Below are 13,573 nucleotides of genomic sequence, written 5' to 3'. Positions count from 1 at the left end.
GTCTCAGATGAAACAGGAATTAGTGGCACCAAGTCCCACAGGCACTGATATTTCCGTCGCATTCGGCGTCGGAGTCAGTGCCATTTTTATTGTTGTCCGGCAGGTGGACGCCGCAGGATGGTCCGTTATTTCCGCTCCGGTCAAAGTGAAGCATTCCGTTTAAGAAGTCTTCGATGCGGTCTTTAGGAGCGCCTTTGGCGCCGCCGAGAACCTGAATGCTGGTTTCGCGCAGGGCGATCATCATCGGGATCGGAAGGGCGTCGCAGAGGAGAACGGCAGTATTTTCTTTTTTCAGAAACTCGACCAGCGCGCCGGGATCGTTTGCATAGGTCTGTTTCACGGTTTTGGTGGAAATAATCTCATCGTCAACTACATCAAAAATTAAAAATTCTTTCACCTGAGCCAGGTGGGAGCAGATTTCTCCGTTTTCATAAGGGACTGCAATTTTCATGAGTGACCTCCTTTTTTAGAGATAGTATAGCGCTTAGAATTGAAAAATCAATATAAATGTATATGTTATTTATGAAAAAATATATAATAGACATATATGTAGGTGGCTTGTATGGATGAAGTAAATATTGAGAAGAATGAAAAGAAGGATGCGTTACTGATAGCAATCGAAGAAGGAAGAACGATTGTAAAAGATCCAAATGCACCGAGATATTCCAGTATGGAAGACTTAAAAGCGGCATTGGAAGTATAATATCTTTGATAGAAAAAGAGAGCCAGCAGAATGCACTTCTGTTGACTCTTTTTTACAATTATGATTTGAAGCAGCAAGCCCCTTAATCCGACTTAACTTCTTTCCACAAACTATTATAAAGTTCGTCCGCCTCATCCCCAAGATACCGGTAAACCTCGCAGTTTTTCAGCTGCTTCGCATCTGGGAAGACGGCTTTGTTGTTCTGGATTTCTTTGTCCAGCATTTCCTTGGCTGCCTTGTTTGGCGTCGCGTAGGTAATGTACTCAAAGTTTTTGACTGCGACATCCGGGCGGCAGAGAAAATTGATCCATTTTTCTGCGTTTTCCTTATTTTTCGCATTTTTCGGAACTACCCAGGAATCGAGCCAGACGTTGGTTCCCTCTTCCGGGATCACATATTCCAGGGAGAATGGGAGGTTCTGTGCGGCTACCTCATCCTGGATGTACATGATCTCGCCGGAGTAGATGACGCCGATGGCTGCCTCGCCGCCGATCATCTTGTCACGCACCTGATCGATGACGTAAGCCTGTATGAGCGGTTTCTGGTCAATCAGATCCTGCTTTGCCTGCTGGAGTTCGGTTTCGTCGGTCGAGTTGGCAGAGAAGCCGTCTTTTTTGAGCGCTACCATGAAGGCATCGCGGACGCTGTCCTGCATCAGGATCTCGCCTTTATAAGCCGGATTCCAGAGATCGGACCATTTGGCCGGAACTGGAAGTCCTTTTTCTTCGATGAGCTTCGTATTATAAAGAATACCGACGGTTCCCCAGGTGTATGGCACGGAATATTTGTTTTCCGGGTCGAACTGCTTGGACATTTCCATGTACTGCGGGTCAATGTTTTTGACATTTGGAATGTTGTCAAAGTTGAGTTCGGCAAGCAGGTCATTTTCCTTCATTTTCTGAATCATGTAGTCGGATGGGCAGACTACATCGTAGTTGACGCCGCCGGCTTCGATGACCGGATACATTTCTTCCAGTGTCTCAAATACGTCGTAGGTAACCTTGATTCCGGTTTCCTGTTCAAATTCCTCAATCAGGTTCGGATCAATATATTCGCCTGCATTGTAGACGTACAGTTCGTTTGAATGAGTCGTGGTGTAGCGGCTGTAGGTGCTGACACCAACGACAAGCAGAATCAGCGTGCAGGCAAGTCCCAGAACGCCGTTCTTGATCTGGTTGTTGCGTTTGCGGCGCTTGATGGTCTCTGTGTCAATCACAGTCGCATTGCCGGTGGATTTTTTCTCCGGGGCAAAGTTGGTGATCACCAGGAGCACCAGGACTGCCACGAAAATCAGCGTGGACAGGGCGTACATCGTCGGCTGGATGCCTCGGCGCACCTGGCTGTAGATCAGGGTGGATAAGGTATCCATACCGGCACCTCTTGTAAAGTGCGTAATGATAAAATCATCGAGGGACATCGTAAATGCCATCAAAAAGCCGGAGAGGATACCCGGGACGGTGTCCGGAAATACGACCTTGAAGAAAGCATACAGCGGGCTGGCGCCGAGATCCAGAGCGGCTTCGTAGGTGTACCGGTTCGTCTGCTTGAGTTTCGGCATGACACTTAATATCACATATGGAATGTTAAATGTGATATGCGCGATCAGCACGGTTTTAAATCCGAGAGAGATACCGAACGCGATAAATGCCAGCATCAGGGAGATACCGGTTACGATATCGGAGTTCAGCATCGGGATGTTGTTGATTCCCATGACGATGGTGCGCGGAATTCGTTTCATGCTGTTGATGCCGATGGCGGCGATCGTGCCGATGACGGTCGCGATCAGAGCCGACGCAAACGCGATGAGCAGCGTATTGTTTAAGGCATTCATGATGGCGGAATCCTGGAACATCTGCGTATACCAGCGGGTGGTAAAACCGCCCCAGACGGTTCTCGATTTTGTGTTGTTAAAGGACAAAACGATCATGGTCACGATCGGGATGTATAAAAAGAGCAGGATGAGCGCCAGGTAAAAGTCCTGGAAAAACTGTTTTAAGCGGTTATGTTTCATCAGAACGCATTGCCCTCCCCTTCTTTATCGTATTTGGCGATGAGCGCCATACTCAGTAAAATGAAAATCATCAGAACCAGCGAGAGACCGGAACCTAAGTGCCAGTTGCTTCCCTTGGTGAACTCCTGCTCGATGACATTTCCGATGAGCAGGATCTTGCTGCCGCCTAAGAGACTGGAAATAACGAAGGTTGTCAGCGCCGGGACAAATACCATGGTAATGCCGCTGATGATGCCCGGGATGCTGAGCGGAATCCAGATGTGAATAAGTGTCTGGAAATTGTTTGCACCCAGGTCTTTGGCGGCGTTGATGGTATTGTCGTCGATCTTTGCCAGCACATTATAAATCGGGAGAATCATGAAAGGCAGGAAGTTGTATACCATACCCAGAATGATCGCCCACGGGGTATTGATGATGGCAATATTTGGCAGATGGAGAAAGGAAAGAATGCCGTTGATAACGCCATTTTTCTCCAGGAGCGTCTGCCACGCGAGGGTGCGGAGCAGGAAATTCATCCACATCGGAAGGATGAAGACGAATACCATGAAGCTGCCTGTCCCAATGCCGCGGCGGCGCAGCACCAAAGCCAGCGGATAGGACAAAAGCAGGCAGATGGCGGTCGCAGCCAGAGACAGACCCAGGGATAAGAGCAGTGCCTTCATATGCTCCGGTGTCGTGATGGAACAGACATTTGCCAGTGTAAATGCCCCGCTTTTGGTTGTCAGACCGTAGTATACGATCAGCAGGAGCGGGATGATGGTAAAACCAATCATCCAGAGAATATAAGGACCGGCGAAGAGCCGTTTCACGTTTGATTTCATGCTAAGTCCGACTCCTTTCTATTCATTGACGCCCACAGCTTCCTCGTCCTCTGACGCCGGCTTGTTCATGATCTGGATGTCAAACGGGTCTACATGGATGCCGACCTTCTCGCCGACCGGGAACATATCCGTGCTGTGAACCAGCCATTCATAGCCGTCCGGTGTGGTGACTTCCATCTCATAGTGGACGCCCTTGAAAATCAGGTGGGTGACAATGCCCTGCAGCGTGCCTTCCTCCGGTTTTACGAGGTCGATGTCCTCCGGGCGGATGACAACGTCTACCGGTTGGTTTGTTCCGAATCCCTTATCGACGCAGGCAAATTTCGCACCGAAGATTTCAACCAGCTCGTCGTGGATCATCAGACCGTCCACAATGTTGCTCTCGCCGATGAAGTCGGCAACGAATGCGTTTTCCGGCTCGTTGTAGATCTGTTCCGGGGAACCCATCTGCTGGATATAACCCTGGTTCATGACAACGATGGTATCGGACATCGTCAATGCCTCTTCCTGATCGTGGGTAACATAGATAAAAGTGATGCCTAACTCATTTTTCAGACGGATCAGCTCATACTGCATGTCCTGTCGCAGTTTTAAATCTAGGGCACCGAGCGGCTCATCGAGAAGCAGGACCTTTGGCTCGTTGACAATCGCACGCGCAATGGCGATACGCTGCTGCTGACCACCGCTCAAAGAGTCAATGCTGCGATGCTCAAAGCCGTTTAGGTTTACAAGCTTTAAAGCGTACTTAATTTTGTCATCAATATATGCTTTTGATTTATTCTTAATTTTTAGCCCAAATGCGATATTATCTGCGATGCTCATATGCGGAAACAGTGCGTATTTCTGGAATACGGTGTTTAGCTGGCGCTTGTTTGGCGGAAGTTTGGTGATGTCTTCGCCGCCGAAAATTACTTTTCCTGTATTTGGGGATTCAAATCCGCCGATGATGCGGAGCGTGGTCGTCTTGCCGCAGCCGCTGGGACCTAAGAGCGTTACAAAGGAATTTTCCTTTACTGAAAGGCTCAAGTCATCCAGGACCAGGGTGTCGTCAAAGCGTTTCGAGATATGCTGTAAATCGATTAATGGCTGGCTCATGCGTTTCCTCCGTAAATAGTAAAATAATGTGTAGTATTAGAAACTTGGCGGCGAGCTGACCCAGAGGATCGTCGCGCCGGAGCGGCTTTCAAGGTAATGCGTCTTGTCGCTCGTATAGTAAAAAGATTCGCCCTTTTTGGCTTTGTACGTCCGGTTCCCCAGATGAATCAGGATGCTGCCGGAAAGAACGTAGCCAAATTCCTCACCCTCATGCGGGCTGTCCGGATAGGTGGAGCCGCCGACACCGAGTGTCAGGCGGATCGGTTCCATCGTGTTCTTCTGGGCGTTCGGGATGATCCACTGAATCTCATTTTTCAGTTCCGGATCTTCCTTGATAAAATAGTCGTTTTTTTCAAATACAATCTGCTCTTCCGGAGCCTCGTTGAAAAACTCCCCTATGGTTGTGCCGAGACACTGGAGAATATCCATCAAAGTAGCGATGGACGGGGAGGTCAGATCGCGCTCTACCTGGGAGATAAATCCCTTCGAAAGCTCTGCGCGGTCAGCCAGCTCTTCCTGCGTCAGACCCTTTAAAATTCGCAGTTCCTTTAATTTTCCTCCTATACTCAACAGAGGGAACCTCCTTTCCTGGTTTCATAGGAAATTGCGTCCTATAAAACAAAAAACGCTCCGCGAGGATGCGCCAGGGCACATTCTTTTTTATAAAAACCGGGTGGGAAAACCATCCGTCCGGCGTTTTTTAGAAACATGCAAAAGTAAGATGAAAGTTTAGAAATTCTAAAATGAATGTAAAATTAATCTTTTTGTTTAGAAATAATAAACTTGCTTCCGAGTATCTATTATACAGAATGTGGGGAAGGTGTCAAGGAAAAAAACGGGAAAATCCGGGGGTTCTCAAATTGTGTGAAAAAAGGGTGCAAAAATGGCGGTATGATGATAAAATAGGGGCAGATAATTTGATAGAAACCGTTATAACGGTTCTGGGGGCTCAAAGGAGGAACATTTCATGCAGGATAAGTATATGGCGTATGTGGGTTCTTACTCATACAACGGTCAGGCAAAGGGAATTACCGTGTATGATGTGGATGTAAAAAAGGGAAAGTTTATCTACCGGTGCGAGGTGGAGGTGGACAACTCTTCCTATTTAACTGTTTCACATGACGGGCGGATGCTCTATTCCATCGCGGACGAGGGCGTTGTGGCGTTCCGGATTCTGGAAAATGGCGCACTCAGCCGTGTGAACAGCGCAAATATCAAGGCGATGCGCGGCTGTCATATTGCGACCGATGCGGAGGACAAGTTTATCTTCGTATCCGGCTATCATGACGGCAAGGAGACGGTGGTCCGCCTGAAACCGGACGGTTCTATCGGGGAAGTGACCGACGGCGTTTACCACAAGGGACTTGGAAGCGTGGCAGAGCGCACGTTCCGTCCGCATGTGAGCTGTGCGGAGCGCACACCGGATGGCAGATTCCTGCTGGTAGCCGATCTGGGAATTGACCAGGTCAAGATTTACAGGTTTGATGGCGAGAAGGGAACCCTTTCATTGGTGGACGCGATCCGCTGTGATTTGGAATCTGGTCCGAGACATTTCATGTTCAGCAAGGATGGAAAATTCTTGTATTTGATGTATGAAATCAAAAATGTGATTGATGTATACACGTATGAAACGGGCGATCGTGTGCCGAAGATCGAGAAGATCCAGACGATCCCATCGACCGCACCGGAGCGCACCAGCCAGCTGACTGCAGCGTGCACGATCCGGATGTCCGAGGACGAGACACATCTGTTCTGCAGCAATGCGGGCGATAATTCAGTCAGTGTCTACGAGCGCGATGCACAGACGGGGCTTTTGAAGCTGCTCTGCTGTCTTCCGATCAGTGGAGATTACCCGAAAGATATCGCGATTTTCCCGGATGGAAACCATCTGGCGTCGATCAACCACGGTAGTAACAGCATTTCTTTCTTCCAGGTGGAATATAAGGAGAAACTGCTGGTGATGAGCGGTCGCAGTATTTCGGTGAATGAGCCAAACTGCTGTGTGATTACAAAGGTACCTACGAGAGGAAAGAAAGCAGACTAAATGGCAGAAGGAGTTAATAGCGAGAATGGCAGGATCAACATACGGAAAAATACTGACAATGACAACGTGGGGCGAATCCCACGGCGCAGGCGTGGGCGTGGTCGTAGATGGCTGTCCGGCGGGGCTTGCGCTTTGTGAGGAAGATGTTCAGCGTTATCTGGACCGCCGCAAACCGGGGCAGAGCCGTTTTACGACGAAGCGCAGCGAGAGCGATACGGTGGAGATCCTGTCAGGCGTTTTTGAAGGGCGGACGACGGGCACGCCGATCTCGATGCTGGTGCGGAACCAGGATCAGCATTCGAAGGATTACAGTGAGATCGCCAGTTATTACCGTCCCGGACATGCGGATTATACCTTCGATGAAAAATACGGTTTCCGGGATTACCGGGGCGGCGGACGTTCTTCGGGACGCGAGACGATCGGACGCGTGGCAGCAGGCGCTATCGCGGCAAAGTTGCTGGAATCCTTGAACATTCAGGTAAAAGCATACACGAAAGCGATCGGACCGGTGGAAGTGGCGCCGGATCGGTTTGATCTGGCGGAATGTGAAAAGAATAAGCTGTATATGCCGGATGCTGCCGCAGCCGCAGAGGCAGAGCAGTATCTGGAAAGGAAGATGGCGGAGAAAGATTCTGCTGGCGGTATCGTGGAATGCGTGATTGCCGGTCTTCCGGCAGGGCTTGGTGAACCGGTTTTTGATAAATTTAATGCGAACCTGGCAAAGGCAATCTGCTCGATCGGTGCTGTTAAAGGCTTCGAGATCGGAGAGGGTTTCCATGCGGCGCAGATGGCAGGAAGCGAGAACAACGACGCATTTGTCATGGATTCGGATGGAAGCATCGGCAAGGCGACGAACCATGCAGGTGGCATTTTAGGCGGTATGACGGATGGAAGCGAAGTTGTGTTCCGTGCGGCATTTAAACCGACCCCGTCGATTGCCGCAGAGCAGAGAACCGTCAATAAGAGCGGCGAGGAGATCGGCATCAGCATCAAGGGACGCCATGATCCGATCATTGTGCCGAGAGCGGTTGTCGTGGTTGAGACGATGGCGGCATTTGCGGCGGCGGATATGCTGCTGGGCGGCATGACGGCGAGGCTGGATCGGATTCAGGAGTTTTACCGGAAGTAAGGGAATGTAAATAAAAATTTTGGAAAAGCTGCGGCGGGCTCAGCCTGTTTGGTCCGCGGCTTTTTCTGGCATTAAATCAGGAGGCAGCAGGATGAGTGCAACAGGAATTTCAAAAGAAATAGAGACAGCAGGACAGTTAGAGGAGCTGCGCCAGGAGGTACGGATTGCCGCAGAGGAACTTCTCAGTGCGGCAAACATGAAGCCGGGACAGATTTTGGTGGTCGGATGCTCGTCCAGCGAGATTGCATCGCATAAGATCGGTTCCTATTCCAGCGCCGAGATCGGAAAAGCGGTGTTTGAGGAGCTGTATGCAGTCACCAAGTCGCAGGGGCTTTATCTGGCGGCACAGTGCTGTGAACATCTGAACCGGGCGCTGATTGTGGAAGAAGAAGCGGCGGAAAAATATGGTCTGGAGATGGTAAACGTCGTGCCGCAGCTAAAAGCAGGCGGTTCCTTTGCAACGGCAGCCTATGCGGGATTTGAACATCCGACAGCCGTAGAGCGGATTCAGGCACACGCGGGCATCGATATCGGAGACACTTTCATCGGTATGCACCTGCGCCCGGTTGCAGTTCCGGTGCGGACCTCGATCCGTGCGATCGGCGGCGCCCATGTGACGTGTGCGAGAACGAGGCTGAAATATATTGGCGGAGAGCGGGCGCATTATCTGGATGCGAAATAAAGAAAATGAGGAGTAAAAAAAAACGTGGAAATCAGGAAAAATGATGAATTTGAACTGACAATCGAAGATATGAGCGAGGACGGAGCCGGGATCGGAAAGCAGGACGGCTATATCTGGTTTGTAAAAGATGCCGTGATCGGGGATCGGATCCGGGCGCGGGCGATGAAAATGAAGAAAAATTACGGCTTTGCCCGTCTGATGGAGGTGCTGGAAGCATCCAAAGACCGCGTGATGCCGGAATGCCCGGTCGCAAGACAGTGCGGCGGCTGCCAGCTTCAGATGATGAGTTATGAGGCGCAGCTTCATTTTAAGGAGCGCAAGGTCTACAATAACCTGCGCCGGATCGGCGGGATGGAGAACCTGCGGCTGCCGGAGCGGGCGGATAGTGTGATTGTGGATAAAACCATCGTGATGGAGCCGATCCTGGGGATGGAGCACCCGTGGCGCTACCGCAACAAGGCACAGTTTCCGTTTGGACGCGATAAGGATGGAAGAATCATTGCCGGATTTTACGCGGGACGCACCCACCATATTGTGGAAGCGGAAGACTGCCTGCTGGGTGTCGAAGAAAATGCGGTAATTCTGGATATTATCAAGAAAATCATGGAAGAATACCAGATTGCGCCATATGACGAGGAGACGCACAAGGGTCTGATTCGCCATGCATTGATTCGGAAGGGATTTTCAAACGGCGAGCTGATGGTCTGTCTCGTCATCAATGGAAAGAAGCTGCCGCATGCGGATATTTTTGTGGAACGCTTAAAAGAAGTCCCTGGCATGACCAGTATTTCCTACAACATCAATCAGGAAAAAACAAACGTGATTCTTGGTGCGGAGCTTGTAAACTTATACGGACCAGGCTATATCACAGATAAAATCGGAAATGTATCGTACCAGATTTCGCCGCTTTCTTTCTATCAGGTCAATCCGGTGCAGACGGAAAAACTCTATGGAACGGCGCTGGAATACGCGGGGCTGACCGGTGGGGAGACTGTATGGGATCTGTACTGCGGAATCGGAACCATTTCCCTGTTTCTGGCGCAGAAAGCGAAGAAAGTGTACGGTGTAGAGATCGTCCCTCCGGCGATCGAGGATGCCCGCCGGAACGCGGCATTAAATGGCATGGAAAATGTCGAGTTTTTCGTCGGAAAAGCTGAAGAGGTACTTCCAAGGGAGTATGAAAAAAATCAGGTCTATGCCGATGTCATCGTCGTCGATCCGCCGCGCAAAGGCTGTGACAGCGTCTGCCTCGACACGATCGTCCGGATGCAGCCAAAGCGGGTAGTCTATGTCAGCTGCGATTCCGCCACATTGGCGCGCGATGTGAAGTATCTGAATGAAAGAGGATACGCGGTGGAGCGCGTGAGATGCTGTGATATGTTCGGGATGAGCGGGCATGTGGAGACGGTAGCTCTTTTGTCCCAACATTGAGACAAGAGTACTTGTCTCGATGAACGCGGCAGTCGGCAAATCGAGATGCAAGCATCTCGGCTTGCCTCGTTGCTCGCGCAAAAACCAGATGACACGATAGAGATCGATTTAGACCTGAACGAGCTGGATGCAACCAGTGCAGAGCCGAAAGCGACCTATCAGGAAATCAAAGATTATGTGCTGAAAGAATTTGGCTTGAAGGTTTCAAATTTATATATTTCTCAAATCAAAAGGAAATGTGGAATCGAAGTAGGAGAGAACTATAATCTGCCAAGTAGGACGAAAAATCCTGTTTGTTCAGCTTTTGTGTTTATAAGGGGTCAAAGAAGAAGCAAATTACAATTCTATAGCAAGTGATCTTTTCTAAGTTTTGGAAGGCTGGTTTTTCCGTCATAGCTAGTTAAGATTGAGTATATCTATCATAACACGAACATATATTTGATTAAAGAAAATGCGGATATTTTTAAAGTGATTGTGTCAATTTACAATCAATTTCTATTCAATGTGGTTTTCCGGTAGGTTCTGTAAAATAAGCTCAGATCAAAACAATGACGGGAGGAGCTTATGCAACAGAATATTGAATTTGAACGGTGCATTGATTTTCTGGTACGGATGATTGATAAGTACGGCGATGAAGTCCTCCGAGAGTTGGAGGAAGAAAAACAGAATAAGGAAGAAAAAGAAGCGGCAGTTTCCTGAAATACAAAATGTAAATCAGACTGTCGCTTTTTTGTGAAATTATTCGGCTGCGTTATCTTTTACTTCTGCAAGCATATAAGGATTGAATTTACTTTTACGCTTAAATATAATATAATTTAAGCACAAAAGCAAATATCAAGGATAAGGAGGACAACTATGTCAATATCAGATATTTTGGAATCGCTAATTGAAAAAGACAATGGATATTTGATTACATCGAAGGCCGTTGAATCAGGTGTATCAAAGCCATCTGTCTCAAAATACGTCAGAGAGCATGATATGGAAAAAGTGGCACATGGCATTTATATTTTAGATAATGTGTGGCCAGATGAGTTGTTTGTACTCCAGCAACGAAATAAGAATATTATTTATTCGGGCGAGACCGCCCTTTATTTGCATGGTCTTATCGACAGAGAATACAGTCATATTTGTTTCACTGTTCCTACCGGATATAATGCAACACATATCAAAAAGAAAAACAAAAAAGTTCGTTACGCAAACCCAGAGATTCTTGATATGGGGACCTGTGAAATCCCGTCAAGCAGCGGTAATTTGGTTAAAGTGTATGACAAGGAAAGATGTATTTGTGATTTGATTAAAGATCGAAAGAAATATGAAATTCAGTTATATCAGACAGCAATCAAGGAATATATGTCCTCGAAGGAAAAGAATCTTTCAAGATTGATTGAGTATGCGGTTAAACTTGGAGTAAGGGATGAAGTGATGATGTATGTGGAGGTAATGATATGATTCATACAGCGGAACAAGTTTTGAAGAAATATCCTCTAAGAGATAGTGAAATATCTATTGTCTTAGAGGATTTTTGTTGAAGAATTTTAATATTCAAGAGTTTGTTTTTTCCTCTTTGACATTAAGCTATGGTTTAAGCCGTAGCTGGCTTTATGTTAGTAATTTTGGAGTAGGATTCGTGAGAGTTCTACCCTGTTGTTGATTTTGACAGTGATGTAAGAGAACGACGGATATGCAGTGAAACCATAATACAATAAAAAGAATATTTGCTGATTTCTCATGAACGTGATACACTTATAGATAAGCTGTATCGGCTGTCGATCACGACCGTTTCGGCGGTGTGAAAATGAGAAATTCCGGCACCGGAGGCTTTCAGAGTCACGATCATGCGACCGTGCGAAAGTTCCGATGCCTTTTTATTTCAAAGGAAAGTGCGCCCTGATGAAAGCGGCAGAGAATATTTTGAGCGGTATTTGAGAAAGGAAACAGGAGATGGATGACAAAAAAATAGCCGTACTGATCGATGCGGAAAATGTGTCCGGCAAGTATATCAAGCTGATTTTAGATGAGGTCAGCAATTATGGAAGTGCGACATACAAGCGCCTTTACGGCGATTTTCAGACGCCGAGCGTGCGGGCGTGGATGAAGAACCTGCGCGACTATGCGATCACGCCGGTTTTCCAGTACAATTATACGCAGGGGAAAAATGCCTCCGATTCGGCGCTGATCATCGATGCGATGGATATTTTATATTCGGGCAATGTGGATGGCTTCTGTATCGTCACCTCGGACAGTGATTTTACGAAGCTGGTGCTGCGCCTGCGTGAGTCAGGCATGACGGTGATCGGCATGGGAGAGCGCAAGACGCCGAATGCATTTGTTTCGGCGTGTGAGACATTTAAATTCCTGGATATTTTATTAAACGATGAAAATCCGTCGCAGAATCCGTCCCTGCCGCAGACGCGCAAGGAGAGTGATGTGGATGGTTCCAGAAAAGAAGCAGAGAAAGAAAGCGATCCGAATGCAGTCAGCAATATTCCGAACATGCAGGAGATGGAGAAAGAGATCATCTCAATCATCAACACGCATGCGGACGACGATGGCTGGGTGGATTTATCGGAGCTGGGAGACAATCTTCCAAAGCGTGTGCCGGGATTTGACCCGCGAAATTATAAATGCACGAAGTTAAAGCAGTTTATCGAGCGGTTTGATTCCGTTGAGGTTCGGTCAGCGCGCAATCCGCACAATAAGATTCTGTCGATCATCTATGTGCGCGTGAAGCAGAAAGAAGAAAAGCCGGTACTTTCCAAGGTACGGCGCGGCGGAAAACGGAAGAAGGATGCGGACGCGGAAGAAGAGTAAGCATATACGGTTCGTATGAGAATAAAAAGTTGCAGAAGCGGCGGTGATTCGTATGAGGCTGGAAGAATGCAGCAGTGGTTGTAGTGTTGTGTCAGCTGTTACAAAGACAGACTGTAAATTGAAAAGTGAAGGATAGCAGATAGGAGAGACAGGAATATGACAAAGGAAGAGCTTGCATTAGAGGTAATTGACCGCCTGAAAAAAGAATATCCGGATGCGGGTTGTACGCTGGACTACAATCAGGCGTGGAAGCTGCTGGTCAGTGTCCGTCTGGCGGCGCAGTGTACCGATGCGCGTGTCAATGTGGTAGTTAAGGGATTGTTTGAGAAATATCCAAATGTGGCGGCATTGGCGGATGCCCCGGTGGAAGACATCGAGGCGATTGTGAAGCCGTGCGGTCTGGGACACAGCAAGGCGCGGGACATCAGCGCCTGTATGAAGATGCTGCGCGACGAGTACGGCGGGCATGTGCCGGATGATTTTAACGCTCTGTTAAAGCTTCCGGGAGTCGGCAGAAAGAGCGCCAACCTCATTATGGGGGATGTGTTTGGAAAACCGGCGATTGTCACGGATACGCACTGCATCCGCCTGGTAAACCGGATAGGGCTGGTGGAAGGAATCAAGGACCCGAAGCGCGTGGAAATGGCACTCTGGAAGCTGATTCCACCGGAGGAAGGCAGCGATTTCTGCCACCGCCTGGTGTATCACGGGCGTGAAGTCTGTACGGCGCGGACGAAGCCGTACTGTGACAAGTGCTGTCTGCAGGATATCTGCGCGAAGGCAGACGTGGAGTAGAAAGTCTGAAAAAGTCATGGAAACAGATGCAGATAGGAAAAGGATGACAGG

At 48.5% G+C, this 13,573-nt stretch carries 15 protein-coding genes; 10 read left to right on the top strand and 5 right to left on the bottom strand.

The window, feature by feature from the left end; all coding sequences use genetic code 11:
- Positions 1-19: 19 nt before the first annotated feature.
- Complete coding sequence (locus tag DW739_RS13255) at positions 20-451, bottom strand: NifB/NifX family molybdenum-iron cluster-binding protein (RefSeq protein WP_117796726.1); 432 nt, start codon at positions 449-451, stop codon at positions 20-22.
- Between the two features lie 111 nt (positions 452-562).
- On the opposite strand from DW739_RS13255, the gene DW739_RS14980 reads away from it, so the two are divergent.
- Complete coding sequence (locus tag DW739_RS14980; protein ID WP_181986255.1) at positions 563-703, top strand: hypothetical protein; 141 nt, start codon at positions 563-565, stop codon at positions 701-703.
- 82 nt (positions 704-785) lie between these two features.
- Here the strand turns inward: DW739_RS14980 and DW739_RS13245 are convergent, their stop codons facing one another.
- The 4 genes from DW739_RS13245 to DW739_RS13230 are packed head-to-tail and all read right to left on the bottom strand — an operon-like array spanning position 786 to position 5,200.
- The gene (locus tag DW739_RS13245; protein ID WP_118743200.1) at positions 786-2,714 is read right to left on the bottom strand and encodes an extracellular solute-binding protein; all 1,929 of its coding nucleotides are present in this window, start codon (positions 2,712-2,714) and stop codon (positions 786-788) included.
- On the bottom strand, positions 2,714-3,535 hold the full coding sequence (locus DW739_RS13240) for an ABC transporter permease (RefSeq protein WP_118743199.1): 822 nt from the start codon (positions 3,533-3,535) through the stop codon (positions 2,714-2,716). The genes DW739_RS13245 and DW739_RS13240 overlap by 1 nt, the downstream gene beginning before the upstream one ends.
- 18 nt (positions 3,536-3,553) lie before the next feature.
- Positions 3,554-4,630 carry a spermidine/putrescine ABC transporter ATP-binding protein gene (gene potA / locus DW739_RS13235; protein WP_107001835.1) on the bottom strand — a complete coding sequence of 359 codons (1,077 nt, stop codon included), beginning with the start codon at positions 4,628-4,630 and terminating at the stop codon, positions 3,554-3,556.
- A 36-nt stretch (positions 4,631-4,666) separates the two neighbouring features.
- The gene (locus DW739_RS13230) at positions 4,667-5,200 is read right to left on the bottom strand and encodes a helix-turn-helix domain-containing protein (protein WP_107001836.1); all 534 of its coding nucleotides are present in this window, start codon (positions 5,198-5,200) and stop codon (positions 4,667-4,669) included.
- 397 nt (positions 5,201-5,597) lie between these two features.
- On the opposite strand from DW739_RS13230, the gene DW739_RS13225 reads away from it, so the two are divergent.
- The 9 genes from DW739_RS13225 (at position 5,598) to nth (ending at position 13,522) form a co-directional block, all read left to right on the top strand.
- Entirely contained in the window at positions 5,598-6,674 is a 1,077-nt protein-coding gene (locus DW739_RS13225; RefSeq protein WP_107001837.1) for a lactonase family protein, read from the top strand.
- A gap of 25 nt (positions 6,675-6,699) precedes the next feature.
- On the top strand, positions 6,700-7,803 hold the full coding sequence (aroC, locus tag DW739_RS13220) for a chorismate synthase (protein ID WP_118523642.1): 1,104 nt from the start codon (positions 6,700-6,702) through the stop codon (positions 7,801-7,803).
- Between the two features lie 91 nt (positions 7,804-7,894).
- On the top strand, positions 7,895-8,485 hold the full coding sequence (locus tag DW739_RS13215) for a TIGR01440 family protein (RefSeq protein ID WP_022358840.1): 591 nt from the start codon (positions 7,895-7,897) through the stop codon (positions 8,483-8,485).
- A 24-nt stretch (positions 8,486-8,509) separates the two neighbouring features.
- Positions 8,510-9,916 carry a 23S rRNA (uracil(1939)-C(5))-methyltransferase RlmD gene (gene rlmD, locus DW739_RS13210; protein ID WP_347474771.1) on the top strand — a complete coding sequence of 469 codons (1,407 nt, stop codon included), beginning with the start codon at positions 8,510-8,512 and terminating at the stop codon, positions 9,914-9,916.
- A 45-nt stretch (positions 9,917-9,961) separates the two neighbouring features.
- On the top strand, positions 9,962-10,273 hold the full coding sequence (locus DW739_RS15190) for a hypothetical protein (protein WP_227589665.1): 312 nt from the start codon (positions 9,962-9,964) through the stop codon (positions 10,271-10,273).
- 207 nt (positions 10,274-10,480) lie between these two features.
- Positions 10,481-10,615 (top strand): hypothetical protein, encoded by a 135-nt coding sequence (locus tag DW739_RS15310; protein WP_255646893.1) that lies wholly within the window; start codon positions 10,481-10,483, stop codon positions 10,613-10,615.
- Positions 10,616-10,771: 156 nt separating this feature from the next.
- Positions 10,772-11,365, top strand: coding sequence for a type IV toxin-antitoxin system AbiEi family antitoxin domain-containing protein (locus tag DW739_RS13200; protein WP_118469317.1), 594 nt, complete (start codon positions 10,772-10,774; stop codon positions 11,363-11,365).
- Between the two features lie 492 nt (positions 11,366-11,857).
- Positions 11,858-12,727, top strand: coding sequence for an NYN domain-containing protein (locus DW739_RS13195; RefSeq protein WP_118492804.1), 870 nt, complete (start codon positions 11,858-11,860; stop codon positions 12,725-12,727).
- Between the two features lie 156 nt (positions 12,728-12,883).
- Positions 12,884-13,522, top strand: a complete 639-nt coding sequence (gene nth, locus DW739_RS13190; protein ID WP_118492805.1) for an endonuclease III — start codon at positions 12,884-12,886, stop codon at positions 13,520-13,522.
- The last annotated feature ends 51 nt before the right edge of the window (positions 13,523-13,573 follow it).

This window comes from Clostridium sp. AM28-20LB (genome assembly GCF_003480665.1).
Taxonomy (GTDB): Bacteria; Bacillota; Clostridia; order Lachnospirales; family Lachnospiraceae; genus Otoolea; species Otoolea fessa.
This window is presented reverse-complemented; position numbering and strand designations above follow the sequence as displayed.

Coding starts and splice junctions, on each gene's coding strand:
- DW739_RS13255 (WP_117796726.1), bottom strand. CDS start 451: ATGAAAATTGCAGTCCCTTATGAAAACGGAGAAATCTGCTCCCACCTG.
- DW739_RS14980 (WP_181986255.1), top strand. CDS start 563: ATGGATGAAGTAAATATTGAGAAGAATGAAAAGAAGGATGCGTTACTG.
- DW739_RS13245 (WP_118743200.1), bottom strand. CDS start 2,714: ATGAAACATAACCGCTTAAAACAGTTTTTCCAGGACTTTTACCTGGCG.
- DW739_RS13240 (WP_118743199.1), bottom strand. CDS start 3,535: ATGAAATCAAACGTGAAACGGCTCTTCGCCGGTCCTTATATTCTCTGG.
- potA (WP_107001835.1), bottom strand. CDS start 4,630: ATGAGCCAGCCATTAATCGATTTACAGCATATCTCGAAACGCTTTGAC.
- DW739_RS13225 (WP_107001837.1), top strand. CDS start 5,598: ATGCAGGATAAGTATATGGCGTATGTGGGTTCTTACTCATACAACGGT.
- aroC (WP_118523642.1), top strand. CDS start 6,700: ATGGCAGGATCAACATACGGAAAAATACTGACAATGACAACGTGGGGC.
- DW739_RS13215 (WP_022358840.1), top strand. CDS start 7,895: ATGAGTGCAACAGGAATTTCAAAAGAAATAGAGACAGCAGGACAGTTA.
- DW739_RS15190 (WP_227589665.1), top strand. CDS start 9,962: ATGCAAGCATCTCGGCTTGCCTCGTTGCTCGCGCAAAAACCAGATGAC.
- DW739_RS15310 (WP_255646893.1), top strand. CDS start 10,481: ATGCAACAGAATATTGAATTTGAACGGTGCATTGATTTTCTGGTACGG.
- DW739_RS13200 (WP_118469317.1), top strand. CDS start 10,772: ATGTCAATATCAGATATTTTGGAATCGCTAATTGAAAAAGACAATGGA.
- DW739_RS13195 (WP_118492804.1), top strand. CDS start 11,858: ATGGATGACAAAAAAATAGCCGTACTGATCGATGCGGAAAATGTGTCC.
- nth (WP_118492805.1), top strand. CDS start 12,884: ATGACAAAGGAAGAGCTTGCATTAGAGGTAATTGACCGCCTGAAAAAA.